Source organism: Plantimonas leprariae, assembly GCF_008802405.1.
GTDB lineage: Bacteria > Pseudomonadota > Alphaproteobacteria > Rhizobiales > Rhizobiaceae > Plantimonas > Plantimonas leprariae.
On sequence record NZ_VZDO01000003.1, the window covers coordinates 71091 to 95275 of the forward strand.

Annotated in this window: 26 protein-coding genes and 1 pseudogene; 6 read left to right on the forward strand and 21 right to left on the reverse strand. The window is 69.0% G+C overall.

Annotated features, from left to right (window positions below):
* Nucleotides 1–162: 162 nt before the first annotated feature.
* From F6X38_RS04960 to F6X38_RS04970, 3 genes are all read right to left on the reverse strand, one after another.
* On the reverse strand, nt 163–804 hold the full coding sequence (locus tag F6X38_RS04960; RefSeq protein ID WP_150968445.1) for a nucleoside/nucleotide kinase family protein: 642 nt from the start codon (nt 802–804) through the stop codon (nt 163–165).
* 5 nt (nt 805–809) lie between these two features.
* A complete protein-coding gene (gene cysG / locus F6X38_RS04965) occupies nt 810–2234 on the reverse strand; it encodes a siroheme synthase CysG (RefSeq protein WP_150968762.1) in 1425 nt (474 codons plus the stop codon).
* Between the two features lie 170 nt (nt 2235–2404).
* On the reverse strand, nt 2405–2830 hold the full coding sequence (locus F6X38_RS04970; protein WP_150968446.1) for a GlcG/HbpS family heme-binding protein: 426 nt from the start codon (nt 2828–2830) through the stop codon (nt 2405–2407).
* An 88-nt stretch (nt 2831–2918) separates the two neighbouring features.
* Between F6X38_RS04970 and F6X38_RS04975 the strand changes: the two genes are divergently transcribed.
* A complete protein-coding gene (locus tag F6X38_RS04975) occupies nt 2919–3593 on the forward strand; it encodes a DUF7002 family protein (protein ID WP_150968447.1) in 675 nt (224 codons plus the stop codon).
* A gap of 10 nt (nt 3594–3603) precedes the next feature.
* Here the strand turns inward: F6X38_RS04975 and F6X38_RS04980 are convergent, their stop codons facing one another.
* Together F6X38_RS04980 and F6X38_RS23635 are read right to left on the reverse strand one after the other, a co-directional pair.
* Complete coding sequence (locus F6X38_RS04980; RefSeq protein ID WP_246191205.1) at nt 3604–4878, reverse strand: Hsp70 family protein; 1275 nt, start codon at nt 4876–4878, stop codon at nt 3604–3606.
* A 627-nt stretch (nt 4879–5505) separates the two neighbouring features.
* Entirely contained in the window at nt 5506–5697 is a 192-nt protein-coding gene (locus tag F6X38_RS23635) for a hypothetical protein (RefSeq protein WP_202617932.1), read from the reverse strand.
* A gap of 108 nt (nt 5698–5805) precedes the next feature.
* Here F6X38_RS23635 and F6X38_RS04985 point away from each other — a divergent pair, with 108 nt between their 5' ends.
* A complete protein-coding gene (locus F6X38_RS04985) occupies nt 5806–6696 on the forward strand; it encodes a hypothetical protein (protein WP_202617933.1) in 891 nt (296 codons plus the stop codon).
* 12 nt (nt 6697–6708) lie between these two features.
* Here the strand turns inward: F6X38_RS04985 and F6X38_RS04990 are convergent, their stop codons facing one another.
* The 13 genes and pseudogenes from F6X38_RS04990 to F6X38_RS05045 all read right to left on the reverse strand — a co-directional run bounded on the left by F6X38_RS04990 (nt 6709) and on the right by F6X38_RS05045 (nt 17174).
* Nucleotides 6709–7011 (reverse strand): HigA family addiction module antitoxin, encoded by a 303-nt coding sequence (locus tag F6X38_RS04990; RefSeq protein ID WP_150968449.1) that lies wholly within the window; start codon nt 7009–7011, stop codon nt 6709–6711.
* Nucleotides 7011–7298, reverse strand: a complete 288-nt coding sequence (locus F6X38_RS04995) for a type II toxin-antitoxin system RelE/ParE family toxin (RefSeq protein WP_150968450.1) — start codon at nt 7296–7298, stop codon at nt 7011–7013. Before F6X38_RS04995 ends, F6X38_RS04990 begins: the two co-directional genes overlap by 1 nt.
* An 84-nt stretch (nt 7299–7382) precedes the next feature.
* The gene (locus F6X38_RS05000) at nt 7383–7514 is read right to left on the reverse strand and encodes a DUF2283 domain-containing protein (RefSeq protein ID WP_150968451.1); all 132 of its coding nucleotides are present in this window, start codon (nt 7512–7514) and stop codon (nt 7383–7385) included.
* A gap of 72 nt (nt 7515–7586) precedes the next feature.
* The gene (locus tag F6X38_RS24070) at nt 7587–7712 is read right to left on the reverse strand and encodes a hypothetical protein (protein ID WP_281353049.1); all 126 of its coding nucleotides are present in this window, start codon (nt 7710–7712) and stop codon (nt 7587–7589) included.
* A 74-nt stretch (nt 7713–7786) separates the two neighbouring features.
* A complete protein-coding gene (locus F6X38_RS05005; RefSeq protein WP_246191206.1) occupies nt 7787–8008 on the reverse strand; it encodes a DUF2283 domain-containing protein in 222 nt (73 codons plus the stop codon).
* Nucleotides 8009–8205: 197 nt separating this feature from the next.
* A pseudogene (locus tag F6X38_RS05010) lies at nt 8206–8478 on the reverse strand (GIY-YIG nuclease family protein); the annotation flags it as partial.
* A gap of 258 nt (nt 8479–8736) precedes the next feature.
* Nucleotides 8737–10539, reverse strand: a complete 1803-nt coding sequence (gene lepA, locus F6X38_RS05015) for a translation elongation factor 4 (protein WP_150968453.1) — start codon at nt 10537–10539, stop codon at nt 8737–8739.
* A gap of 25 nt (nt 10540–10564) precedes the next feature.
* Nucleotides 10565–11467: a CHAD domain-containing protein gene (locus F6X38_RS05020; protein ID WP_150968454.1), complete on the reverse strand. Its 903-nt coding sequence runs from the start codon at nt 11465–11467 to the stop codon at nt 10565–10567.
* Nucleotides 11464–11937 (reverse strand): CYTH domain-containing protein, encoded by a 474-nt coding sequence (locus F6X38_RS05025; RefSeq protein ID WP_150968455.1) that lies wholly within the window; start codon nt 11935–11937, stop codon nt 11464–11466. The genes F6X38_RS05020 and F6X38_RS05025 overlap by 4 nt, the downstream gene beginning before the upstream one ends.
* A gap of 64 nt (nt 11938–12001) precedes the next feature.
* Nucleotides 12002–13474 carry an alkaline phosphatase D family protein gene (locus F6X38_RS05030; RefSeq protein WP_246191207.1) on the reverse strand — a complete coding sequence of 491 codons (1473 nt, stop codon included), beginning with the start codon at nt 13472–13474 and terminating at the stop codon, nt 12002–12004.
* Between the two features lie 90 nt (nt 13475–13564).
* On the reverse strand, nt 13565–15412 hold the full coding sequence (locus F6X38_RS05035; protein WP_150968456.1) for a CHASE2 domain-containing protein: 1848 nt from the start codon (nt 15410–15412) through the stop codon (nt 13565–13567).
* Nucleotides 15409–15939 carry a FecR domain-containing protein gene (locus F6X38_RS05040; RefSeq protein ID WP_150968457.1) on the reverse strand — a complete coding sequence of 177 codons (531 nt, stop codon included), beginning with the start codon at nt 15937–15939 and terminating at the stop codon, nt 15409–15411. The genes F6X38_RS05035 and F6X38_RS05040 overlap by 4 nt, the downstream gene beginning before the upstream one ends.
* A gap of 56 nt (nt 15940–15995) precedes the next feature.
* A complete protein-coding gene (locus F6X38_RS05045; RefSeq protein ID WP_150968458.1) occupies nt 15996–17174 on the reverse strand; it encodes an NAD-dependent epimerase/dehydratase family protein in 1179 nt (392 codons plus the stop codon).
* A gap of 114 nt (nt 17175–17288) precedes the next feature.
* Here F6X38_RS05045 and F6X38_RS05050 point away from each other — a divergent pair, with 114 nt between their 5' ends.
* Nucleotides 17289–18320 (forward strand): glycosyltransferase family 4 protein, encoded by a 1032-nt coding sequence (locus tag F6X38_RS05050; RefSeq protein ID WP_150968459.1) that lies wholly within the window; start codon nt 17289–17291, stop codon nt 18318–18320.
* A gap of 6 nt (nt 18321–18326) precedes the next feature.
* Here the strand turns inward: F6X38_RS05050 and hmuQ are convergent, their stop codons facing one another.
* Nucleotides 18327–18647, reverse strand: a complete 321-nt coding sequence (gene hmuQ / locus F6X38_RS05055; RefSeq protein WP_150968460.1) for a heme-degrading protein HmuQ — start codon at nt 18645–18647, stop codon at nt 18327–18329.
* Nucleotides 18648–18713: 66 nt separating this feature from the next.
* On the opposite strand from hmuQ, the gene F6X38_RS05060 reads away from it, so the two are divergent.
* From F6X38_RS05060 to tal, 3 genes are all read left to right on the forward strand, one after another.
* On the forward strand, nt 18714–20519 hold the full coding sequence (locus F6X38_RS05060) for an aminopeptidase P family protein (RefSeq protein WP_150968461.1): 1806 nt from the start codon (nt 18714–18716) through the stop codon (nt 20517–20519).
* 82 nt (nt 20520–20601) lie between these two features.
* Complete coding sequence (locus F6X38_RS05065; protein ID WP_150968462.1) at nt 20602–20817, forward strand: hypothetical protein; 216 nt, start codon at nt 20602–20604, stop codon at nt 20815–20817.
* A gap of 95 nt (nt 20818–20912) precedes the next feature.
* A complete protein-coding gene (tal, locus tag F6X38_RS05070) occupies nt 20913–21896 on the forward strand; it encodes a transaldolase (protein ID WP_150968463.1) in 984 nt (327 codons plus the stop codon).
* A 36-nt stretch (nt 21897–21932) separates the two neighbouring features.
* On the opposite strand, the gene F6X38_RS05075 is transcribed toward tal, so the two are convergent.
* Both F6X38_RS05075 and F6X38_RS05080 read right to left on the reverse strand, forming a co-directional pair.
* Nucleotides 21933–23579 (reverse strand): pilus assembly protein TadG-related protein, encoded by a 1647-nt coding sequence (locus F6X38_RS05075; RefSeq protein ID WP_150968464.1) that lies wholly within the window; start codon nt 23577–23579, stop codon nt 21933–21935.
* Entirely contained in the window at nt 23576–24019 is a 444-nt protein-coding gene (locus F6X38_RS05080) for a TadE/TadG family type IV pilus assembly protein (protein WP_150968465.1), read from the reverse strand. The genes F6X38_RS05075 and F6X38_RS05080 overlap by 4 nt, the downstream gene beginning before the upstream one ends.
* Nucleotides 24020–24185 lie beyond the last annotated feature (166 nt).

Genomic DNA, 24185 nt, shown 5'->3' on the forward strand with positions numbered 1-24185 from the left:
CGGTTAGCACGAGGCACCGGGGCGGTGGATATCTTCCGCCGCCCCGTTCTCGTCCGGGCGCTAGATTCGACGCCGTTCCCTACCGCCGTTTCCCTCCCGTCATTCTCGAGCCCATCCCGAGAAAGACGACCGCTCAGATGACGGAGTGGCGCAGGCGCCCCATCACTCCCCGTCCGAACGGATGTCGTAGTCGGCGTCGAGGCTGCGGGCGAGGACGAGGCGCATGTTGGGCAGGTCGTTGCCCTCCATCTTTTCCACCATTCGCGCGCCCTGGTAGCCGTAGCCTTCCCAGCGCCGCGTCAGGCGCGCTTCCAGCACCGCTTCGCTCGCGACGAGCTTCGCGGTCCGGTGGAACAAAGGCTTCAGGTCGCGCCAGCCGGGTTCGTCGAGAAGCAGGTAGTTGCCTTCCACCACGACGATGCGCGTTCCGGCCGCGACGATCCGCGCCCCGGCGCGGGCGATCTCGAGATCGCGGTCGAAGACGGGCACGGCGATGTCGGTGCCGTCGTCGGCCCGCAGCCGTTCGACCATCGCGCGGAAGCCGAGGAGATCGAAGGTGTGCGGCGCACCCTTGCGCGGGCGGTGCCCACGCGCGTTCAGCACCAGATCGTCGAAGTGGTAGCCGTCCATCGGCAGGATATCGGCGACGCCCGGCCGGCGTTCGTTGAGCAATTCCTTCAGGCGGTCGGCCGCCGTGGTCTTGCCGGCGCCGGGGGGGCCGGCCAGCGCGACCAAGCGGCGCGCGTCGCCGGCTTCCGCGAGAAGCCGCTCGGCGAGTTCGGGCAGCGTGACGGTCTCGGCCATGCGCGTCAGCCCACCTTCGCCACCGGCTCGCGCTCGGCGGCCTCGACCGACGCCTCGAACACCCGTCCGACGCCGATCAGCACCGGGCGGTCCACCCCGACCTCGGCGACGATGCGGGCCAGATCGCCAAGCCGGCCGGCGCGGCGCGTCTCGTCGGGTCGCGTCAGGTTCGCCGCCACCGCGACCGGCATGTCCGCCGCCATGCCCTCGGCCGCGAGGCGCTCGGCGATGCGCCCCGCCATGCGGCCGCCCATGTAGAAGATCGTGGTCGCGCCAGGACCCGCCAGCCGCGGCCAGTCGACGTTTTCCGGCAGCACCCCGTGGCGGGAATGGCCGGTGACGAAGCGCAGCTCGCTCGCGTGGTCGCGATGCGTCAGCGACAGGCCGAAGGCCGCGGCCATGGCGGAGGCCGCCGTGATGCCGGGCACGATGGAAACCGGAATGCCGTGGCGCTCCAGTTCGGCGATCTCCTCGCCAGCCCGGCCGAACACCGCGACGTCGCCGGACTTCAGCCGCACGACGTTGCGGCCGGCCGTGGCGAAGCGCACCATCATGGCGTTGATGTCCTCCTGCCGGCAGGATTCGCGCCCGCCGCGTTTGCCGACCAGCATGCGCTTCGCCTCACGCCGGGCGAGTTCGAGCACGTCGTCAGACACGAGGTCGTCGAACAGGATCACGTCCGCTCCCTGCAGGGCGCGGACGGCGGCGAGCGTCAGGAGCTCGGCGTTGCCGGGCCCTGCGCCGACCAGCGTCACGCGCCCGCTCGGCGAAGCGTCGTGCGCGAGTTCGCCGACGAAGGCGCGCATCTCGGTCTCGCCGTCCTCGCCGTGGCTGCGGCGGGTGAAGGCGGCATCGGCGAAGCGCTCCCAGAAGGCGCGGCGCGCGAGGCCGGGGGCTAGGCGTGCCATCACCTCGGCACGCAGCTTCGCGGCGATGCGGCCCCAGGCGCTGAGCGAGGGCGGCAGCAGCGTCTCGATCCGCCGCCGCACCGCCTGGCCGAGGATCGGCGCGGCGCCGGCGGTCGAGATGCCGACGACGACCGGTGAGCGGTTCACCACCGAGCCGAAGGAGAAGGCGCAGAAGCGCGGCTTGTCGACGACGTTCCACGGGACGCCCGCTTCGCGCGCCGCACAGGCGAAGGCCTGCGCCTCCCCCTCGCCTTCGCAGTCGAGAACCGCGACGGCCGCGCCGCGGAGCGAGGCCTCATCCCACGGGCGATCATGGTGGCGGAGCGAGCCGGCGGCCGCGCCCCTGACGAAAAGGTCCCGCATCTCGTCGGACAGCTCGGCCCCTGGCGCGTAGACGTCGACGCGCGCGCCGGCGGCCGCCAGCAGCTCCGCCTTCCAGGCGGCCGCGGCTGTGCCGCCGGCGAGAACGGCGCGCTTGCCTGCCAAGTCGAGGAAGACGGGCAGCACGGCAAGTGCGGCCATGCGGGGCGCGTCGGCCGCCCCGCCTGCCTTCTCGAAATCGTCGTCCGTCGGCCGATCGTCCTGCATCGCTGCTGCCAAGCTTCCGGGGTTCGTCGCCTCTATGTCGCCGCTGCGGCGCCGCCTGTCCAGCACGGGCTTTGCGCGGCGGCGGCCATCGGTGGAAACCGAATCTAGCCCTTGTCGGCTTCGAGGTTCACCGCCTCGATGCCGGCGAGGGCCGCCGCCTCGTCGTTGTCGGAAGTGTCGCCGGTGATGCCGACCGCGCCGAGGATCCGGCCCCCCTCGCGCACGAGGACGCCGCCGGGAACGGGAACCAGCGAGCCGCCCGCCAGCGCATTCATCGACTGGATGAAGAAGGGCTGCTGCTCCGCCCGCGCCATCAGCGCCCGCGAGTTGAGACCCATCTGGACCGCGCCGTTGGCCTTGCCGATCGCGATCGCCGGGCGGAGCGGACTGGCGCCGTCCTCCCGCTCCAGCGAGAGGAGATCGCCGCCGGCATCCAGGACGGCGACGGTGAGCGGCTTCAAGCCCAGCTCGCGGCCCTTGGCGCGGGCGGCCGCGACGATGCGGCGGGCGGTATCGAGATCGAGCGGCATGGTGGTCTCCCCTGTTGCAGCGTTTCGCCGCTCTAGCCGGATTCGGGCCGGCATGCACGTTAGCGCCGAACGCACTGGCGAGGACAAGATGACCGAGGCCGAGCTGGACGAACTGCTCTCCGACTGTCCGCACCTGTTCCACATGGCGGAACTCGGCAGTTGGCCGACGATCCGGCGGCACGGGCTGCTTTCGACCTCCAGCCTCCTCGACCTTTGCGGCGTCGCGGGCGCGGCGCGGGAGCCGGTGGAGGCGGCGCGGCGGGCGAAAAGCGTGGTGCTGGACGGGCCGGACGGCGAGCGCTTCGTCATCCGCGACAACAAGCCGATGAACGATGCGAGCTTGGCGAAAGCGCTGACCGGCGGGATGCAGCCGGCGGAATGGTACCGCATCCTCAACGCCCGAGTGTTCTTCTGGCTGTCGGAGAAGCGGCTGCGCAAGCTCCTCGAGGCCGGCAGCTATCGCACGCAGCGCCACGACATCCTCATGCTGGATGCGCGGGCGCTGGTGGAGGCGCATCGCGGCCGGATCACGTTTTCGCCGATCAACAGCGGCGCGACAAACCGCTTTCCCGCGCCGCGCGGGGCCGAGACGTTTCGCTCCATCGCAGACTATCCGTACGCGGAGTGGCGCAAGAAGCGCGCGAAGGGCGAACGGGTGGTGGAGCTGGCGGTGACGGGCGGTGTGGCGGACGTTTCGCGCTTCGTGCTGTCGGTGGTGCGGATGGGGGCGGGCGAGCCGGACGAGGCGGTGCCGCTTACCTGAAGCTTCGCGCTCACCCGAAACGCCGTCGGGCGTCGAGGGCGAGGCCGAGGCCGACCGAGCCGAAGGCGTCGGAACGGGCGATCTCGGCTGCGGGAAAGCGGCCGGTCGCGGCGCGAAACACCGCCGGCACCTGCGCGCCGCCGCCGGTGAGGATGACCGTCTCGATCGCGTCCGGTTTCACGCCGGCCGCAGCGAGCGCCGCGTCGATCGCGGCCTCGATCCTCGCGACGAGTTCGGCGGTGGCGCGCTCGAAGTCTTCGCGCGAGACCGCTGTCTCCAGCGCAAGGCCGGGCTCGCGGTGGCGGATCGCGGTCTCGGCCGCGTCGGTCAGGGCGATCTTCGCCGTTTCCACCGCGCCGGCGAGGCGGTGGCCGGAGCGGTGGCGGATGACGTGGGCGAAGCGCCCCAGCTTCTCCGGCTCGGCCGCCTCGCGCTTCAGGTCGGCGGCGTCGCGGGCGACCTTCGGCGTGTAGAGGAAGTTGACGCGGTGCCAGGTCGCGAGGTCGTTGAAGTACCAGACGGGCATTTGCCGCTTGCCGTCGGCGGTGGCGGAGCCGAGGCCGAGCAGCGGCTGCAGGGTCGCGATGTTGAGGAGGCGGTCGAAATCCGTGCCGCCGACATGGACGCCGGTCGAGGCGAGGAGGTCGTCGCGCCGGTCGGGATGACGGGCGCGCTCCGGCGACAGGCGCACCACGGTGAAGTCCGACGTGCCGCCGCCGATATCGACCACGAGGGCGAGGCGCTCCTCGGCGATCCGGCTCTCGTAGTAGAGCGCGGCGGCGACCGGCTCGAACTGGAACTCGACATGGGTGAAGCCTTGCGCCCTCGCCGCGCTGGCGAGCTGCGCCTCGGCCTTGGCGTCCGCGGCGTCGTCCTCGTCGACGAAGCGGACGGGGCGGCCGAAGACGCACGCGCCGGCGGGCGCGCCGGTCTCGGCTTCGAGCTTCCCCTTCAGGTGGGCGAGGAAACGGCCGATCAGCGCCTCGAAGCCGAGCCGCTCGCGCCCGACCAGCGTCGTCTCCCCCATCAGCCGCGTGCCGAGGATGCTTTTCAGCGCCCGCATGAAACGGCCTTCCGCCCCGTCGACATATTCGTGGACGGCGGCGCGGCCGAAATAGGTGCGCCCGTCCTCCAGGCTGAAGAACAGTGCCGAGGGGATCGTCCGGTGCTCGCCTTCGAGGGCGAGGAGCCGGGGCGCGCCGCCGCCCTCGCCGCAGACCCCGAGCGTCGAATTGGTGGTGCCGAAGTCGAGGCCGGCGTGGAGCATGGCGAGGCGTTCCCGCATGGGTATGGCGAAACGAACGGCCCTCCCCGCCTTGGGGAGGCCCAAGCGGCGTTCGGGTCCGGTTCGGTGAGGGACGGGTCGTATAGCGAATGGAAGCGCGTGCGGTCAAAGGCGCGGGGGCGCGATCCCGCGCGCCGATCGGCGCCGGGGCATGCCGGGGTGGTCTCGTTCCGCCCTCGATGCGAGGGCGGCGGGCGCCGAAGGCAGAGCCTTCCGACGTATGCTATTCGTCAATGCGGCCTGCCTTCGGCGCCCGCGCAGGCTGCTCGCAACGCTTGCCGCCGGCTGCCCCGCCGGCGTCCCCATGACCTTCGGCGAGGTGGCTCACCTCGCCTCAAGGGCGTGATCCGAACATTGTCCTCGGCTACACAGCCGTTCGGGTTCCTCGGCTTGCTCCCGGACTGCATTGCTGCAGACCGGCCATGGTTCACGCTGCCCAGGGCGCCCCGCTTCTCCGGAAGAAGCTCGACACCCGGACCCGCCCGCCGACCCTTCCGAACGATCCCGGTGATCATTCGCGCCCATTCGAATGGGTCGGCGGTAGGGGGAGGATCGCATGGGTGCGAAGGATGGGGATAACTATGAACCAAAGGGTGCAGCCACGTTGTTTCTGAACACTCCACCAGTTCAATCTTCTGGGCATTGAGGAATGCGTGCGATGCCGAAGAAGCCATCTGAAATTGAAAGCAAGCCGAAGGAGACACCTTCAAAAATCGAAGTTGCACTCAAGAGAAAGCGATCGCAGCGCTCGTTTCCTGCCTCGACATTTGAAGAGCCGCTTGATTTCGCAAAGCCATTTTTAGGATAGGTGGCGGTCAACCCGTTAAACGACTTACGCTGTTTGACCAGCTTGGAAAATCCCCGGAAAGTAGCGGCTCAAGACAGCTCATCATCAACGCTGGCAAGTACGGATTAACAAAGGGTGGAATGCAGGCAGAAAACGTTGAGCTTACAACAGAGGGCCAGAAATCTGTAGATGAACAGATTTCCAATCGCGAACAAGTTCGGATCAAGTGTGAGCTGGCAATTCTTGGAATTGAACCCTTTCAAAAATTGTATGAAAAATTTGTAGGGAATAAGCTACCAGCGCATGCAGTCCTTATTGATGCAGCCAAGGATGTTGGGATAGAGCCCGAACACGCATCGGAAGCGATCGACACACTGGTTGTCAACTTACGCTTTACCGGGTTATTGCGCACGCTTTCTGGAGCCGAACGTATCATATCGCTCGATATGCTGCTCGGAGAACTCCCTGCAGCATCGACCATACAGCCCTCTACGCTCCAGAGCCGTATTAGCACTAGCATTATTACATCTGAACACGCGCAGTTCGAGTCGACCTGTTTTTATATAGCTCCGATCGGAACAGAAGGGTCAGAACCACGGAAGCATTCGGATCTGTTCCTTGGATCCATCGTCGAGCCTGCTCTGGAACAATTTCAGCTCAAGGTAATCAGAGCAGACTCTATAGACAAACCCGGAATTATAACTCGACAGATAATCGACTATATTATGAGATCTAGGCTTGTAATTGCTGACCTTTCATTCCATAATCCAAACGTTTTTTACGAGTTAGCATTACGCCATACTATCAAGCTCCCAATCGTACAACTTATTCGGACAAATGATCGCGTACCTTTCGACGTAAATCAAATGCGGACGATCCAAATCGACACGACTGATATTTACTCTCTAGTGCCTCGCATAGACTCTTACCGTGCTGAAGTAGCCAACCAAGTTCGGCGCGCCTTAGAAGCCGATCATGTAGTTGATACGCCAATATCCAACTATTTTCCGAACTTGTCTGTCAGTTTATAGTAGTACGCCTACTTATATGAACGGTGAAATACGGGAAACATTGATTGAGTTTCTTCTAGTGCGTGCTTCAGCCAGATCGTGCGCCGCCTGCATTCGCAGCAGCGTATCCGCGCTGAGGCCGAAGGCCTTCTCGAAGCGGAGCGCCATCTCGGCGGACAGGCCGACGCGGCCGTTCAGGAGACCGCTCATCGCCTGACGGGTGACGCCGAGCTTTTCCGCCGCGACGGTGACGCTAAGGCCGTACGGCTCCACGATCTCCGTCTTCAGCCATTCGCCCGGATGAACCGCAAGGCTCGGATGCAGCTTGATGGGCATCAGTGGTAGTCCTCCAGATCCATGTCCTCAATCGCACCGGCGCCGTTCACGCGAAAGGTCAGCCGCCAGTTGCGTGTCAGCGTCAGCGCCCAAGTTCCAGCGCGATCACCGGTCAGTTGGTGGGCTCCGAAGTTCGGCGGCGCCCTCAATTCTTCGACGTCGTCAACGGCGACAAGGTAGGCGAGCATGTTGCGCAGCCTTCCAACGAGATCGCCGGGCAGACCCTTGGCCTTTCCGTCTTCCGCGAAACCGCGAAGCGCCTTGTGCCGGATGCTCTCGATTTCCACGAGAACAGATGAAGGCAGCAAGCCCGTAGTGTCAAGCGTCGCTTGACGCTTTCCACTTGCGTCAAGCCGAACTGCAGTCGGTGATCAGGCGGTGGAGCAAAGGGCGGCGTCCACATCGTAGATGAGGGAGCCGGCTTCTTGAGCCTCCACGATCCTGCCCTTGCCCATGCGGAAATAGGCGGTGTCGGATTCCGGATCGTAGGCGATGCCGATCATGGCTTACACTTCCGGTTTGGAGCGCCGCCCTCCATCCTGAGCCTGTCGAAAGGTCGACAGTCACGGAGCCGGTCAGCACATTGTCCTGACGGTTGCGCAATAGAGCCGGCAGGGCTTCGTGGTCAGAGCGATCAGGGCTTCCTTCTTTGCGCGCGACCAGACCTCGATCTGCTTTTCCCACACGATGGCGTCGAGCATACGGTCGTGGGTTTCAGTGAAGACAACCGTGACCCGATGGCGGCGCTTGGTGAAGCTTTCGCAGAAGGATTCCCCTATTCCGCTGCGTCTGCGCGGTGTGTACCGGGAATGCGCGCATCCCGCCAAGGTCCCGGCGCGAGCGTTCGGCTGGCGCCAAGGATTTCGATGCCGATCACGCGGCCTTCGGCGTCCACGTCGCAGATGAATGGGCCGGTTTCCTCGGTCTCGACGATCTTGCCCTCGCCGATGCGGAAATAGGCGGCGTCGGCTTCCGGATCGTAGGTGATGTCGATCATGGTTTGCGCCTCCGGTTCAAAGCGGTGCGATGTCGCGGCCTCGAAATCGCCCACCGCCCTCACCCCGAGCCTGTCGAGGGGTCGACGCGCGAGGCGTGTTGCGTATCGGAGTACGCTGGAACCTTTCCCGATGCTTCGACAAGCTCAGCATGAGGGAAAGGTGACGGCGCGGTGCTGACGGCTTGCTCCTGCCGGTTGCGGGACAGGGCCGGCAGGGCTTTGTAGTCGAGGGCGATCAGCGCTTCCTTCTTCGCGCGGGACCAGCCCTTGATCTGCTTTTCGCGCGCGATGGCGTCGAGCATGCGGTCATAGGTTTCGGTGAAGACGAGCGTGACCGGGCGCCGGCGCTTGGTGAAGCCTTCGTAGATGCCTTCGTTGTGTTCCCATACGCGGGATTCGATCGGCTGTTTCGTCAGGCCGGTATAGTAGGAGCCGTCCGCGCATCGCAGGATGTAGACGGTGGCTTCCAGCATGTTGAGGGCCCGGCAGAGGAAAGGCCGTCACGGTAATCCCTCACCCTGAGCTTGTCGAAGGGTCGAGGGACGGCACCGCGCTCATGTCCACTGGAGCTTTTCCCTCGTGCTTCGACAGGCTTAGCATGAGGGAAAAGGGGAAGCGCTCACGAAAACCGGAGGCCGCGATCTCGCGGCCGAAGCCCGCCAATCAGCCTCACGAGTTCTAAGAGTCGCTACGATAAAGGGGGAGTTGGAGAGCGTGGTGCGGCGGTGCTACTCCATCTTCAGCGCCGCGATGAACGCCTCCTGTGGGATCTCCACCTTGCCGAACTGGCGCATGCGCTTCTTGCCTTCCTTCTGCTTGTCGAGGAGCTTGCGCTTTCTCGTGGCGTCGCCGCCGTAGCATTTGGCGGTGACGTCCTTGCGCAGCGCCGAGATGGTCTCGCGGGCGATGACCTTGCCGCCGATCGCCGCCTGGATCGGAATCTTGAAGAGGTGCTGCGGGATCAGCTCCTTCAGCTTCTCGCACATGGTGCGGCCGCGCCGCTCGGCCTGCGTGCGGTGGACGAGCATCGACAGGGCGTCGACCGGCTCGGCGTTGACGAGGATACCCATCTTCACGAGGTCGCCCTCGCGGTAGTCGGTGAGCTGGTAGTCGAAGGAGGCGTAGCCCTTCGAGATCGACTTCAAGCGGTCGTAGAAGTCGAACACCACCTCGTTCAGCGGCAGCTCGTAGGCGACCATCGCGCGTTTGCCGACATAGGAGAGGTCGGTCTGGACGCCGCGCCGCTCCTGGCAGAGCTGCAGGATGTTGCCGAGATAGTCGTCGGGGGTGAGGATCGTCGCCTTGATCCACGGCTCCTCGATATGATCGATCCGCACCACGTCCGGCATGTCGGCCGGGTTGTGCAGCTCCATCACCTCGCCGTCGGTGAGGTGGATTTTGTAGACGACGGAAGGGGCCGTCGCGATGAGGTCGAGGTCGAACTCGCGGGACAAGCGCTCCTGGATGATCTCGAGGTGCAGGAGGCCGAGGAAGCCGCAGCGGAAGCCGAAGCCGAGCGCGGCGGAACTCTCCATCTCGAAGGAGAACGACGCGTCGTTGAGGCGGAGCTTGCCCATCGCGGCGCGAAGATCGTCGAAATCGGCGGCGTCGACCGGGAACAGGCCGCAGAAGACGACGGGCTGCGCCGGCTTGAAGCCCGGCAGCATGTCGCTCGTCGGGCGGCGGTCCTCGGTGATCGTGTCGCCGACGCGGGTGTCGGCCACCTCCTTGATCGAGGCGGTGATGAAGCCGAGCTCGCCGGGGCCGAGCGAATCCTGGTTCACCATCTTCGGGGTGAAGACGCCGACCCGGTCCACCGGGTACTTCGCGTCCGTCCCCATCATGCGGATGGTCTGGCCTTTCTTGAGTTCGCCGTCGATGACGCGGACGAGGACGACGACGCCGAGATAGGCGTCGTACCACGAATCGACGAGCATGGCCTTCAAGGGCGCCTTACGGTCGCCGTTCGCGGGGGCCGGCAGGCGGGTGACGATGGCTTCGAGCACCTCGTCGATGCCGATGCCGGCCTTCGCCGAGATCATCACCGCATTCGAGGCGTCGATGCCGATCACCTCCTCGATCTGCTCCTTGACGCGGTCCGGCTCGGCGGCGGGGAGGTCGATCTTGTTGAGGACGGGGACGATGTCGAGGTCGTTGTCGATCGCCAGATAGACGTTGGCGAGGGTCTGCGCCTCGACCCCCTGCGCGGCGTCGACGACGAGCAGCGCGCCCTCGCAGGCCGAAAGCGAGCGCGAGACCTCGTAGGCGAAGTCGACATGGCCGGGCGTGTCGATGAGGTTGAGGACGTAATCCTCGCCGTTGCGGGCGCGGTAGCGCAGCCGCACGGTCTGCGCCTTGATGGTGATGCCGCGCTCGCGCTCGATATCCATCGAGTCGAGCACCTGCTCCTTCATGTCGCGCGCCTCCAGCCCGCCCGTCATCTGGATGAGGCGGTCGGCGAGGGTCGACTTGCCGTGGTCGATATGGGCCACGATCGAGAAGTTGCGGATATGCGAGAGCGGGGTCGTCATGGCCCCGCTCTTATAGAATTCCACCTCAAACGGAAGGGCTTGCGGCGGCGCGCCAGAGGGCGCGGACGCGCTCGCGGGCGAGCCGCGGCGGCTCGGCGTAGAGCCGGGCGCAGACGGGCAGCGATTTCGCGCGCAGATCCGCCGAATGCTCCGCGACGAGGCCGAGCGCGGTGTCGCGCTCATCGTGCGAGCCGAAAGCGTCGGGGTCGGCTTCCATCTCGGCGGTCAGCACCGCGTAGTCGTGGTCGCGGCCGAGGTCTTCCGCGACCGCCTCCGCCGCGTCGTGGACGGGCTTCAGCGCTTCCGGCCAGAGGTCGCGGAGGAGGCGGAGGTGGTGCATCTGGTATTTCGCGCGCTTGCGGAGCTCGTGGAAGCGCGCCGGATCGCCGGAGCCTCGCGCCCGCTTCAGGGCGCGGCGGGCTCTCGCGTGGTTGAGGGCGACGCCGCGGGCGACGATCTTCGCGTCCGAGCCGGCGAAGGAGAGCTTGTCGATCGCCTCGGCCGCGCGCTGCAGCTCCGCCACCGTCTCGGCGACGAGCGCGTCCTGGTCGCCCTCGGCGGCGAGCGCCGCGTCGCGGCGCTTCGCCAGCGCCTCGCGAAGCGGACGCAGCGGCGCGCCCTCGCCGCCGACCGCCGCGGCGAGGCCGTCCGCCGCCTCGATCAGCGCGGTGCGATCTCTAGTGCCGGACAGGCGGCGGGCGAGATCGCGCAGGCGCGCGTTCTCCGCCTTGTAGAGGGATTCGTCGCCCGAGCGCACGAGGCGGAGCAGCGCGCGCAGCTTCTTGGCGCGTTTCCGGACGTCGTGGATCGCCTCGTGCCGGTCGATCGCCGGAGTTTCCAGCTCGGCGACGGCCTTGCCGATCTGGTCGGCGGCGATGCGGCGGACCTCCTCGGCGAGGGGTTTCGTGGGATCGATGCGGAAACTCAAGATCGAAACTCCTCGGGCAGGCCGTCGGCGGCGAGCGCTGCGTTGGAAAAGGCCGGGTCGTCCGTCACCTCGCGGCCGAACCAGTCCGGCAACGCGACATCGTCCTCCTCCGTTTCCAGCTCGATCTCGGCGACGACGAGCGGATGGAGAGCGTCCTCGAAGACGTCGACCTCGATGACGTGGCGACCGTGGGCGATGCGGTGGCGGCGCTTCGCGATCAGCTCGCCGGTGCGGGCGGCTTCGAGATCGTGGGCGTCGCGGAGCGGGATCGGGTACTCGAACTCGCCGCGCGAGCGACCGCGCCCGGTCTTCAGCGTCAGGAAGGCTTGCGCCTCGTCGACGATGCGCACCCGCGCCGAGAAGCCGTCGGCCCGCGCCAGATAGAACTGGCGGAAGCCTTGCGAGGGATGGTCGCCGCTTCGCCAGCGGTCGCCCGCGACTAGGAACTTGCGCTCGATTTCCACTCCCATGACGGTTCGATGACAGGTCCGGCTGTCACAATCGAGCGTCGGGGCGGATTTTTTGGGCAGGCCGTCAGATCGTCAGCGGCGGGGTGCGGCCGCCGGCTTCCAGCTCCCATTCGGCGGTCCAGCGCCCGGCTTCGCGCGTGAGAACGAGGTAGTTGCGCTCGGCCGCGTAGAGGCCGCGCCGGCCGGGCAGCGGATGCATGCGGATCGGCATGTCTTTCAGCGGCCGGTGGCCGAGGCGGGCGAGGCCGCCGAGCGCGCGGGCGTAGAAGCGCGAGGGCGCGGGGTGCGAGATGCCGGAGGCGACGAGCTGGTGCAGGACGCCGCCGGGGCCGAGCGGCATGGTGCCGCGCGCCGCGAGATGGATCTCGCCGGAAAGCGCCGTGACCGCTGCGCCGCGCGCCGTCGCCAGCTTCGCGAGGCAGGAAAGGAAGCGCTGCCATTCGAGCCGGTGCGCGAAGCTCTGCCACTGGTCGCGGAGGTCGTCCTCGTGCCGTTGCGTGCCCAGCAGGCGGTCGAGGATGCGCTCCAGCAGCGACAGGCGCGGCCCGAGCGCCGGGACGGAGGAGACGACGAGGACCCGCTCGCCCTCGCGCACCGTCCGCAGCAGCCGCTCGAAGCTCTGCCAGCCGTTCGGCCCCATGACGCGGGTCTGCGTCCGCTCGGAGCGAAGGTCCGGCGCAACGACGCGAAAGCCCGGAAAGGCGGCGCCCAGCGTCAGCGACACGCCGGCGGGATCGGGGGCCAGCGGCGGCACGGCGTCCGGCGCGACGCCCTGCTGGAACAGCGCGAACATCTCGCGGGCGATGCGGAAGATCCCCTCCCCGACCGGGCTTTCCTGAACGCCGCTCGGGTGGCTGCCCCAGCCGTCCATGATGTCGTGGTCGTCCCACATCATCAGGGAGGGTACCTGCGACAGCAGCGCCGCCATCGCCGGCTCGGCGAGGAGCGTCAGGTAGCGGGCGGCGAACCAGCGCCGGACGGCCTCCTCCATCTCAGGCGTCCAGCGGATGCCGGGCCGCCGGCGCGGCGGCAGCTTCGCCCAGCGCGCCACTTCGGGATGGCTGTCCAGCGCCTCGTCGGCATAGAGCTGGTCGCCGCCGTGGAGGAGGAGCGCGAAGGGCCGCCGCTCGTGCTCGCCCTGGAGCCGCCGCCACATCAGGTTGCGGCTCTCCGCCTGGCGCGCCTCGTCGCCGGTCTCCTGGCCGTTGCAGGAGACGAAGGCGAGCGCGACGTCGCCGGAAAGGTCGGTGCGGACGGGAAAGCAGCGGCCGGCGAACTCGTAGGATGCATCCGGCCGCGCCGGCAGCGCGAAGTCGTAGCCCCAGGCGGTCCAGCCGAAGAGCTCGGCGAGGCGGGCGGGCGCGACCTCGCCGCCCTCCGCGACGAGCGGCGGCGGCCGGTTCCAGGACGGGACGACGGCCAGCGCGGCGAGCCGGCATGCCTCCTCGCCGCTGCCGCGCGCGAACAGGATGGGCCCGATCACGGGCGGGAGCTTCGCATCCAGCGGCGCGGCGGGATCGGGAACGGCGTCCGGCAAGAAGGGGTGGTCTCGCGATGGGTCGAAGCCGCGGGCGCGGCGGCCGACATGTAGGGACGCCTCCGATCGGAAACAGGGCCGGCGGCGCGGCTAGCGCCAGAAGGCGACGCCCTTCGTGCCTTCCCGGCCGCGGATCGCGGCGTCGAACGCGCCGGTCGGGGGCGGCACGCGTCCCTCGGCCGCCGGGCCGGCGGCGTCCAGGAGATCGCGCGAGGCGACGACCACGGCGCGCTGCTGCTTGGCGACCTCCATCAGGCGCGCCGCGACGTTGACGTTGTCGCCGCTGCTGGTGATCTGCTGGTGCGCCTCGGCTCCGAGCCGCGACAGGGTGATCCGGCCGAAATGCGCGCCGAGCCGGACGCCGAGGAAGCCGCGGCCGAGACCCGTTTCGGCGATCCAGTCTTCCACCGCCGCGCGCAGCGCGAAGGTGGCGGCGAGCGTGCGCGCCGCGTCGTCGCCGGTCGGGTCCGGCACGCCGAACAGCACCATCGCGCCGTCGCCCATGAAGTTCATCACCGCGCCGCCGTGGGCCTCGCCCGTGCCCTCGATCAGCGAATGGTAGCGGCGGAGGAAGTCGTGGATGCGCGCCGAGCCGAGCGTCTCGGACAGGCGGGTGAAGCCGGCGAGATCGACGAAGAGGATGCCGGCGTCCCGCTCGGCCGGGGCGCGGAGGAAGTTCGGGTCGCTGGCGAGGCGCGCCGCGAAGGCCGGCGGCTGGAAGCGGCGGAACTCGCTTTCCATCCGCGCGAGGGCGGCGACGCTCCGCCGCTGCGCGAGCTGGCGCGCCGCGAAGACGACGAGGAGCGGCGGCAGGACGCCGGCGAGCGGCAGCGTCATCGAGATCCAGACGCCCTCGCCGTAGAGGACGACCGCCGCGCCGAGCCAGAGCGCGAGAACGGTCGCCGACAGGGACACGGCGAGGAGGAGCGGCGCGAACGCGACGAGCGCCGCGCCGACGCCGGCGGCGACGAGCGTCGCGGCGGCGTCGAGACGGCGGACCGTGGCGTCGCGGCGGAGCCCCTCGCCGCGGGCGAGCGAGGCGACGCCGCCGGCCAGCACCTCGACGCCGGGCACGACCGCATCGAAGGCCGTGCCGAAGGTGTCGCCGATCGCGGTCGCGGTGACGCCGACGAGCACGAGGCGGCCGGCGAGGCGGTCCGGCGCGACCGCGCCGGCCAGAACGTCGCGCGCGCTGATCGTTTCCACCGTGCCGCCGGGGCCGAGCGAGCGGACGGGAAGATGCCGGCCGAGGTCGAGCGGGACGATCTCCGGGCCGAAACGGAGCCCCTCCGGCGACAGAACCGGATCCGTGCCGCGCAGAAGGCTCGCCGCCCGGAGCACGAAGCTCGGCACGAAGCCGCGCGAGGTCTCGAAGACGAGCGGAAAGAAGCGCGGAGCGCCGGACGGGTCGGTCGCGACGTTGACGAGGCCGACGGCATCCGGATCGAAGAAGGGCGCGGCCGGCCAGAGTTCGCCCGCCGTCGCGGGGATGTCGGGGCGCGGCTGGTCGGGGCGCCGGTCGAAGGTGCCGGCCGCGGCGAGGACGTGTGGCAAGCGAGCGAAGGCCGCGGCGAGGGCCGCATCCGCCGCGGGGTCGCCGGGATCGGCGAGAAGGATGTCGAGCGCCAGAGCCTTCGGCCGCATGGCGCCGATGCGCGACACGAGATCGGCGAGCCGGGCGCGCGGCAGCGGATAGCCGCCTTCCGCCGCGACCGTCCGGTCGTCGATCGCGACGATCGCGATGTTCCGCGGCGCCGGCCGCGGGCCTGCGGCGAGAAGGCGGATGTCGGCGAGCGTCGCCTCCACCCGGTCGAGCACGCTGCCCTCGCCGGCGAGATGCGCACGGCCCAGCGCGCCGGCGAAGGCGAGGCCGAGGAGGATCAGCGGCAGGGCCAGCCGGAGCGAAAGGCGCGCCGGCCGCCAGCGGCTGGTGGTCACCTGCCGAACCGGGCGAGCAGCGCGCTGGCGCGCGGCTGCGGCCAGCGCCGGACGGTGAGCGGCGCGCCGGCGCGGACGTCGACGCCTTCGCCGGGGGAAAGCGTCACCGCCCCCTGCCCCGCCCGGCCGGCGACGCGCACCCGGCCCTCGACCACGAAGACGGAGGACTGGCCGCGCGACACGTCGACCGCGTAGACCGTGCCGCGCACGGAGGCGATCGCCTGCGGCGCGCGGATCTCGAAGCGCCGGCCCTGGCGGGGTTCGAGGTCGACGAGCACCGCCTTGGCTCGAACGGAAACGGCGCGGGGCGTGCCGTCCGGCGCGGCGCTGGCGACGGCTGCGCCGGAGCCCGGCTCGGCCTCGACGGTGAGGCCGCCCGGGCAGCGGAAGACGAAGCGGCGCGGGTTCTCCGCCACGTCGCGCGTGCAGCCCGCGAGCTGCTGCGCGGAAGCGCCCGGACCGAACCAGAGGAGGCCGCCGAGGACGGCGAGAAAGGCGAGGGCGGGACGTCGCAGCGATTCGGTCATGGCTATACGATTAGCGCTGCGCCCGGCCCGTGCCAATTACGTGTGGCGGGGGCGGTCTATTCGGCCGCCTCGGCGCGCACCCAGCGGCTCTGCGAGACGATCTTCGCCGGATCGCAGCGCGAGGCGTAGCGGCGCGCCACCTCCACGACCTCCGTCATCAACCCGTCCGACAGCCGCGTCGGCTGGAGACCGAGCTTGATCAGCGTGTCGTTGGCGACCACGAGATCGTTCTCGGCCGCCTCCTTCCGCGGATTGTGCTGGTGCTCGACCGGCACCCCGGTCATGCCGGAGATCATGGATGCGAGGTCGCGCACGCGGTGCGTCTCGGTCATCTGGTTGATGATCCGCACCCGCTCGCCGCGCTTCGGCGGGGTGGAAGCGGCCTTCTCGATGCACTGGACGGTATCGCGGATATGGATGAAGGCGCGGGTCTGGCCGCCCGAGCCGTGGACGGTCAGCGGATGGCCGATCGCCGCCTGCATCAGGAAACGGTTGAGGACGGTGCCGTAGTCGCCGTCGTAGTCGAAGCGGTTGACGAGGCGCTCGTCGAGGAGGGTTTCCGGCGTCGCCGTGCCCCAGACGATGCCCTGGTGAAGGTCGGTGATCCGGAGCCCGTCGTTCTTGGCGTAGTAGAAGAACAGGAGCTGATCCAGCGTCTTCGTCATGTGGTAGATCGAGCCGGGATCGGCCGGGTAGAGGATCTCGACGTCGGCCGAGACGCCGCCGGAACGCAAGGTCGCGTCGATGTAGCCTTCCGGGATCTGCATGCCCTTGGTCTTGCCGTAGCCGTAGACGCCCATCGTGCCGAGATGAACGAGGTGGGCGTCGGGCGCGGCCTCCACCATCGCGCAGAGCACGGCGTTCGTCGCGTTGACGTTGTTGTCGACCGTATAGCGCTTGTGGCGCGGCGACTTCATCGAATAGGGCGCGGCGCGCTGCTCGGCGAAATGGACGATCGCGTCCGGCCGCACCTCGCGGAACAGCTCCTCCAGCGCGTCGTAATCGTGGGCGACGTCGATCTCGGCGAAGTCGATCGGCGAGTTGCGGGTCTCGCGCCAGGCCTGCAGCCGCTCCTCGATCGAGCGGATCGGCGTGAGGCTGGACGCGCCGAGCTCGGCGTCGGTGCGTCGGCGCACGAGGTTGTCGACGATCGTGACCCGATGACCGTTCGCGGACAGGTGGAGCGAGGTCGGCCAGCCGCAGAACCCGTCGCCGCCGAGGACAATGACTCTCATGACTCTTGACAGCATCTCCCCCCGACCGCCGCGGCGCGACAGCTTTTTCTCAACTAACATCGTAATGGAGGACATGAAACCTCCGCTCCCAATGGACGGGATACGATTTTGCCCATGCGCATCCTGATCGCGACCGATGCCTGGCAGCCGCAGGTGAACGGCGTGGTGCGCGTGTTCGAGACCACGGTCGACCTGCTCCGGGCGATGGGGCACGCGGTGGAGGTGATCGGCCCGGACCGCTTCCGCTTGGGTATGCCGGCCCCGAGCTACCCGGAAGTGCGGCTCGCCCTCCCCTGGCGCATCGGGCGGATGATCGAGCGGTTCCGGCCGGACGCGATCCACGTGCCGGTGGAAGGGCCGATCGGACTGGCGGCGCGGGCGTGGTGCGTCAGGCGCGGCGTGCCGTTCACGACCTCGTTCCACACGCGGTTCGGCGATTATTTCGAGGCGCGGCTCGGCATCGACCGCCGGCACCTCTACCGGATGCAGCGCTGGTTCCACGACGCGGGCGCCGCGTTCATGGTGCAGACGGATTCGCTGGAGCGGCAACTCGGCGGCTACGGGTTCCGCCGCATCCGCCGCTGGGGCCGGGCGGTGGATACGGCGGCGTTCCGGCCGTGGCGCGACCGGCCCGACTTCGATCCGGATTTCCTCGGGCTGCCCCGGCCGATCTTCCTCTATGTCGGGCGCGTCGCGCGGGAGAAGAACCTCGAAGCCTTCTTCGGGCTCGACCTGCCGGGCACGAAGCTGGTCGTCGGCGACGGGCCGCAGCTCGGCGAATATCGCGGGAAGTGGCCGGCGGTACGCTTTCTCGGCTATCGCCACGGCGACGAGCTGGCGCGGCATTTCGCGGCCGCCGACGTGTTCGTGCTGCCGTCCAGGTTCGAGACCTTCGGCCTCGTGGTGCTGGAGGCGCTGGCCTGCGGCACGCCGGTGGCGGCGCTGCCGGTGCCGGGGCCGCTGGACATCCTCGGCGACGGCTCGGGCGTCGGCGTCCTGTCGGAGGATCTGGCGTCGGCTGCGCTCAACGCGCTGCGGCTCGACCGCGCCGCCTGCCGGCGCTTCGCGGAAGGCTTCTCGTGGGAGAGCTGCACGCGGCAGTTCGCGGCGAACCTCGTGCCGATCGAGCCGACAGCTTGGAAGTAAGCCGGCTCAGCTTTCGTTCGAGACAGTCTGGATGACCTCGAAGCCCTCGAATTCTGGGTGGCCGAGATAGAGAGGGCGGGTGCCGCCGGCCTTGGCGTGGCTGGCGCGGAAAGCTTCCGAGAGCGTCCAGTCCTCGAAATGCGCCTTCGACTCCCAGACCGTATGGGAGGAGTAGAGCCGGTGGTCGTCGCGCTCGGGACCTTTCAGCATGTGGAACTCGACGAAGCCGGGCAGGCCGCGCAGGTTCGTGGTGCGCGTGCGCCAGAGTTCCTCGAACTCCTCCGCTCCATCCTTGACGACCTTGAAGCGGTTCATGGCGATGAACATGCGTGCCTCCGCGGTGATTTGCGCCTATGTGGCATCGAAGTTCGAGCGGGGAAAGGGACGGCGGCGATGAACGAGAGCGAGCAGGCGCAACGCCTCGAGACGCTGCGCAGCGAGATGCGGCGCGAGGATCTAGCGGCCCTGATCGTGCCGCGCGCCGACGAGGTGCAGGGCGAATACGTCGCGCCCTCGTCCGAGCGGCTGCGCTTCGTGTCCGGCTTCACCGGCTCGGCGGGCATGGCCGCGGTGGGCCGGGAGCGGGCGGCGCTGTTCGTCGACGGACGCTACACGATCCAGGTGCGGCGGCAGGCGCTGCTAAGCTTCTGGGAATACCGGCATCTCATCGACGAGCCGATCGAGGGCTGGGCGGCGGCAAACCTCGCGCGCGGCGAGCGGATCGGCTACGACCCGCGGCTCCACACGCCGGGGCAGATCCGGCAGATGGAAGCGGCGCTCGGGAGCCAGGGGCTGCGGCTGGTGCCGACCGAGGGCAACCTCGTCGACCGCGTCTGGCGGGACCGGCCGGCCGAACCGCAAGGCGCGGTCGAGCTCTGGCCGGAGGAGTTCGCGGGCGAATCGGCGGCGGCGAAACGCGGCCGGATCGCGGCGGAGCTCACCGAGAAGCACCTCGACGCGCTGGTGGTCTCGGCCCCCGACAACCTCGCCTGGGCCTTCAACATCAGGGGCGAGGACGTCGCGATGCTGCCGATCGCCTTCGGCACCGCCATCCTGATGGCGGACGGCACCGGCACCTTATTCATGGCGCCGGAGAAGCTTTCTCCGCAAGTGCGGAGCGCGATCGCGACGGCGGACGGCGGCATCGACATCCGGGAGCCGGCCGAGTTCGCGCACGCGCTCGACGGGCTGAAGGACCGGCGGGTGCGGGTCGACCGCGCGACGGCCGGCGTCGCGATCATCCAGGCGCTGGAGGCGGCGGGGGCGACGGCCGATGTCGGTCCCGACCCGATCTCGCTGATGAAGGCGGTGAAGTCGGAGGCCGAGCTTTCCGGCGCGCGCGAGGCGCACCGGCGCGACGCGAAGGCGGTGGTGCGTTTCCTCAACTGGTTCGACGGCGAGGACCCGTCGACGCTCACCGAATGGACGGCGGCCGAGAAGCTGGAAACGTTCCGGGCGGGCGGCAACCGCCACCGCGGCCCGAGCTTCGCGACGATCTCGGCCTTCGCCGGCAACGCCGCGCAGGCGCACTACCATGCCGACGAGGCATCCGCCGCCCGGCTCGGGTCCGACGCGATCTATCTCGTCGATTCCGGCGCGCAGTATCTCGACGGCACGACCGACATCACCCGCACGCTCGCGACGGGCACGCCCAGCGACGAGATGCGGCGGCGGTATACGCAAGTCCTGAAGGGCCATATCGCGGTCAGCCGGGCCCGCTTCCCGCAAGGCGTCACCGGCGCGCAGATCGACACGCTCGCCCGGCAGTTCCTCTGGGCATCCGGCGTCGACTACGACCACGGCACCGGGCACGGCGTCGGCGCCTATCTCTCGGTGCACGAGGGGCCGCAGAGCCTGTCGAAACGCGGCACCGAGACGCCGCTCCAGCCCGGCATGATCGTGTCGAACGAGCCCGGCTACTACAAGGAAGGCGCGTTCGGCATCCGCATCGAGAACCTTCTCGCGGTGGTGGAGCTCGACCCGCAGCCGGCGGGGGCGGAGCGCCGGACGCTCGGTTTCGAGACACTGACCTTCGTGCCCTACGACCGGCGGCTGATCGACGTCGCGCTGCTGACCACGGAGGAGCGCCGTTTCGTGGACGAGTACCACGCCAGCGTGCGCGAGCGCCTCGAAGGCGATCTCGAAGCCGCGGACCGGGACTGGCTGATCCGCGCGACGGAGCCGCTTGCCGCCGCCTGATGGGCGCAATCGCCGCAGCGGTTCGCCGCCGTCGGCCGGGATGAGGGGTGGCGTGCCGGTCGGGATCGGCTAGGATGCCGGCATGTCATCGAACCAAAGCCGGCTGCGGGCCATGATGCTCGAGCCGGAATTCCACGGCGGTTCCGAGGATCTCGCCGAACTCGTCGGCGACGCGGCGAAGGCCCTGTCGATCGGCGGGTCGCAGCAGGCGGCGAGCGAGGTCCGGCAGGTGGTCGACAGCTTGAAGCACCAGCTCGGGCCCGAAGCAGCGTCGGACCGCGCGTCCACAAGCTCGTAAGGTCGCTGCGAAAGCTGCCGCCCGCTCTCGGCTTTGCGGCCGGAACCGCCTATATGTAAGCGGAGTTCCGGATCGTAAGCACGGGGAGAATCACCATGCCCAGCAAGCTCGAGCAATTGCGCGAGATGACGCTCGTCGTCGCCGATTCCGGCGACATCGAAGCCGTGAAGCGCCTGAAGCCGGTGGACTGCACCACCAACCCCTCGCTCGTCCTGAAGGCGGTCGGCCTGCCGCTCTTCGCCGAGAAGTTCGACGAGGCGCTGGACTGGGGCCGCTCGCAGAACCTCGACGAGACGCAGCGCGTCGTGAAGATCGGCGACCGCCTCGCCATCTCGGTCGGCACCGAACTGACCAAGCTGGTCAAGGGCCGCGTCTCCACCGAGGTCGACGCGGACCTCTCCTTCGATACCGAAGGCTCGGTGAAGAAGGCGCACGAGATCATCGAGGAATACGAGGCGCGCGGCGTCTCGAAGGATCGCATCCTCGTCAAGCTCGGCTCCACATGGGAAGGCATCCGCGCGGCGGAGCAGCTGCAGAAGGCCGGCATCGACTGCAACATGACGCTGATTTTCAACAAGGCGCAGGCGATGGCCGCGGCGGATGCGGGCGCGTTCCTGATCTCGCCCTTCGTCGGCCGCATCCTCGACTGGCACGCGAAGGCGAGCGGCAAGACGTTCACGGCCACCGAGGACCCGGGCGTCCTGTCGGTGCAGGACATCTACCGCACCTATAAGGCGCACGGCATCGAAACCGTGGTGATGGGCGCTTCCTTCCGCAACACCGGCGAGATCGAGGAACTGGCCGGTTGCGACCGCCTGACCATCTCGCCGGCGCTGCTCGACGAGCTCGACAAGGACCAGGGCAAGCTGGAGCGCAAGCTCTCGCCCGAATCCAGCGGTGGCGCCAAGCCGGAGCGCGTCCGCTACGATGAGAAGAGCTTCCGCTGGGCGATGAACGAGGACGCGATGGCGACGGAGAAGCTTGCCGAGGGCATCCGCCAGTTCAACGCCGACCTCATCAAGATGCGCCAGCTCATCAGCGAGCGGCTCGGGTCGGGCGTGCGCGAAGCGGCCGAATAAGCCACCGGAAATCCGGCCGACGGCGGCTTATCGCCGTCAGCCGACGATGCGGGCGTTCGAGCAGACGAGATCGTCGACGCGGACGTCCGCTTCGCCAAGCCCGATGCCGGCGACGGCGAGGAGCGCGTCCAGCACCTCGTCGGTCGGCTCGGCGAGGGTCGCCAGCGCGGCGCGCACCGGCGCGGCGGCGAGCGGGAAGGCGAGGCCGAGCGCCCCGGCCCTCACGTGCAGATCCGCATCGTCGAACAATCCGGCGACGAGGCTGGAGGCGAGCGTCCGCGTCCGGACGGTCTTCGTCGCGCCGCTGCCGATCTCGGCGCCGCGGAAGCTGACGACGGTCGGCGCGGTCTGGCGCAGCGTCGCCGTCGCCGAGCCTTCGACCGTGACGAGCGGCGCGTCGACGAGCCTCGCCGGCAGAGGCTTGCCGGTGATCGAGAGCTCTCCCAAGGTCGGAGATGAATTCCCGAGCGACAGACGGACGACGCCCGGCTGCACGGCGAGCTTCACCTCCCGCTTCGCCGGGTCGGCCGAGCAGGTCGCGGCCACGACTTCGGCACGCGCGCCCGCCGCGACGAGTTCCACCGGCACGTCCAGCGTCGCGCCCGCCACGCCCGCGCCGGCGGTGAGCAGCAGCCGCGCCTTCAGTTGCGCGGTCTCGGCCGAGGCAGCGGCGCCGCCGAGGGAGAGCGCACGGGCGCCGGACTCCGCTTCGCCGAGAAGAAGGAGTGCTTTGGCTTCCGCTATACCGGGCAGACCGAAGCGTGCCGTCGCGGCGTTGCCGATGCCCCGCTCAGTGAGCGCCGCCGACAGGAGCGACAGGACGGACAGGCGCGCCGCGAGCGCGCGGTTCGGATAGTCCAGCCGCAGGTCGGCGAAGTCCGGGTCGAGGCCGAGAAGGTCGGCCGGCACGACGGTGGCCGCGCCGTCCGCCACGTGGCGGCTCGCCTTGCGCATCGTCGCCGCACCGGCCCGATCGCCGTCGCGAGCGAGCTCTCCCGCCGCGACCGAGAGCATGACCGACAACGACACCGGGCGCGCCAGGACTTCGCGGGCCCTTGACGACGACGGCAGGCCCGTCGCGCCGGCGAGCATGCGCAGGAACCCGTCCGTGCGAACCGTCGAGCGCGCGAGGTCGCGATAGTCCATGACTGTGAGGCCGAGGCCGGAGCCGACGAGCGGCTCCAGCACCGCGTCCGCCAGCGGCGGATCGACGGAGGCGAGCCGGCTGCCGAGCGCGAAGGACACGGCCGGCAGCGCGACGGCCCGCGCCCGCGCCCCGATCGGCTTCTCCAGCTGGCCGAAGATGCGGGCGAACAGCGTCGGCACCCGGCGCGAGGCCTCCAGCGAGACGGCGTTCACCTCGCCGGCATGGCCGAAGCGGGCGTCGGGGTCGCGGCCGCGATCGCCCTCCCAGCGGCCGAAGCGCAATTCGAACGCCGCGTCCGCCGCGCCGTTCGCCGCCATGACGCGCCGCACGACGCCCGGCGCCTCGCCTGAGGGCTGCAGGACGGCGGCGAGCGCGGCGGCGTCCACCGCCTTCTGCAGGGCGCGCCGTTCGAGGAACAGCACGCCGGTGTCGACGCCGAAGGCCGCGGCGCCAAGAAGAACCGGCAGCGCCAGCGCGAAGCCGACGAGGGCGGAACCGTTCCTCGCCACCGTGAAACGGCGGAGCGCCGCGGTCATGGCACCATCAGCGTCGCGGAGCGCTCGATCGCGGTCGGCAGCCGGAAGACGGCGTCGAGGATCGGAATCCGCGGCAGGTAGGAGGCGTCGTAATCGACGGTGACGGTGAGCGCGCCATCGGCCTCCGTCGTCCGGGCGGCGATCAGGCCGGGGCGGATCAGCGGATAGGTCGGAGCCTGGCGCGCCAGCCAGCGCGCGGCCAGCATTTGCCGCTCGTCGGCGTCGAGCCCCGTCGCCGCGTAGCGGCCGGCATCCGCCGAGAGCTGCTCGACCGAATGGGCGATGCCGAGGAGGAGGCCGCCCTGCAGGATGCCGAACAGGAGCACCAGGAGCACGGGAGCCAACATGGCGAACTCGACGGCGCCGCCGCCGGCACGGCAGCGCGCGAGGCGGGCGGCGAGACGAAGCGCCGCGCATCGAGGCAATGGGCAAAATTGCATGAGTGACCCCGAACCATCTTTGATTGCATTTTATGGTGCATGCAACCTCAGGTTTTTGGAAGTGCCGGGTTCCCTGCCGAAGACTGGAAATCGGATCGTGGTTGACGATCGGTTTCCGCGCGTCCGGCCGGGCCTGTCGGCCGCTTGATTGTTGTTCGATTCCGGG

Bases quoted from the DNA above. Each gene is read 5' to 3' on its own strand.
- F6X38_RS04960 (WP_150968445.1), bottom strand. From the start codon at position 804: ATGGCCGAGACCGTCACGCTGCCCGAACTCGCCGAGCGGCTTCTCGCG.
- cysG (WP_150968762.1), bottom strand. From the start codon at position 2,234: ATGGCCGCACTTGCCGTGCTGCCCGTCTTCCTCGACTTGGCAGGCAAG.
- F6X38_RS04970 (WP_150968446.1), bottom strand. From the start codon at position 2,830: ATGCCGCTCGATCTCGATACCGCCCGCCGCATCGTCGCGGCCGCCCGC.
- F6X38_RS04975 (WP_150968447.1), top strand. From the start codon at position 2,919: ATGACCGAGGCCGAGCTGGACGAACTGCTCTCCGACTGTCCGCACCTG.
- F6X38_RS04980 (WP_246191205.1), bottom strand. From the start codon at position 4,878: ATGCGGGAACGCCTCGCCATGCTCCACGCCGGCCTCGACTTCGGCACC.
- F6X38_RS04985 (WP_202617933.1), top strand. From the start codon at position 5,806: ATGCAGGCAGAAAACGTTGAGCTTACAACAGAGGGCCAGAAATCTGTA.
- F6X38_RS04990 (WP_150968449.1), bottom strand. From the start codon at position 7,011: ATGCCCATCAAGCTGCATCCGAGCCTTGCGGTTCATCCGGGCGAATGG.
- F6X38_RS05000 (WP_150968451.1), bottom strand. From the start codon at position 7,514: ATGATCGGCATCGCCTACGATCCGGAATCCGACACCGCCTATTTCCGC.
- F6X38_RS24070 (WP_281353049.1), bottom strand. From the start codon at position 7,712: ATGCTCGACGCCATCGTGTGGGAAAAGCAGATCGAGGTCTGGTCGCGC.
- F6X38_RS05005 (WP_246191206.1), bottom strand. From the start codon at position 8,008: ATGATCGACATCACCTACGATCCGGAAGCCGACGCCGCCTATTTCCGC.
- lepA (WP_150968453.1), bottom strand. From the start codon at position 10,539: ATGACGACCCCGCTCTCGCATATCCGCAACTTCTCGATCGTGGCCCAT.
- F6X38_RS05025 (WP_150968455.1), bottom strand. From the start codon at position 11,937: ATGGGAGTGGAAATCGAGCGCAAGTTCCTAGTCGCGGGCGACCGCTGG.
- F6X38_RS05040 (WP_150968457.1), bottom strand. From the start codon at position 15,939: ATGACCGAATCGCTGCGACGTCCCGCCCTCGCCTTTCTCGCCGTCCTC.
- F6X38_RS05045 (WP_150968458.1), bottom strand. From the start codon at position 17,174: ATGAGAGTCATTGTCCTCGGCGGCGACGGGTTCTGCGGCTGGCCGACC.
- F6X38_RS05050 (WP_150968459.1), top strand. From the start codon at position 17,289: ATGCGCATCCTGATCGCGACCGATGCCTGGCAGCCGCAGGTGAACGGC.
- hmuQ (WP_150968460.1), bottom strand. From the start codon at position 18,647: ATGTTCATCGCCATGAACCGCTTCAAGGTCGTCAAGGATGGAGCGGAG.
- F6X38_RS05060 (WP_150968461.1), top strand. From the start codon at position 18,714: ATGAACGAGAGCGAGCAGGCGCAACGCCTCGAGACGCTGCGCAGCGAG.
- F6X38_RS05065 (WP_150968462.1), top strand. From the start codon at position 20,602: ATGTCATCGAACCAAAGCCGGCTGCGGGCCATGATGCTCGAGCCGGAA.
- tal (WP_150968463.1), top strand. From the start codon at position 20,913: ATGCCCAGCAAGCTCGAGCAATTGCGCGAGATGACGCTCGTCGTCGCC.
- F6X38_RS05075 (WP_150968464.1), bottom strand. From the start codon at position 23,579: ATGACCGCGGCGCTCCGCCGTTTCACGGTGGCGAGGAACGGTTCCGCC.
- F6X38_RS05080 (WP_150968465.1), bottom strand. From the start codon at position 24,019: ATGCAATTTTGCCCATTGCCTCGATGCGCGGCGCTTCGTCTCGCCGCC.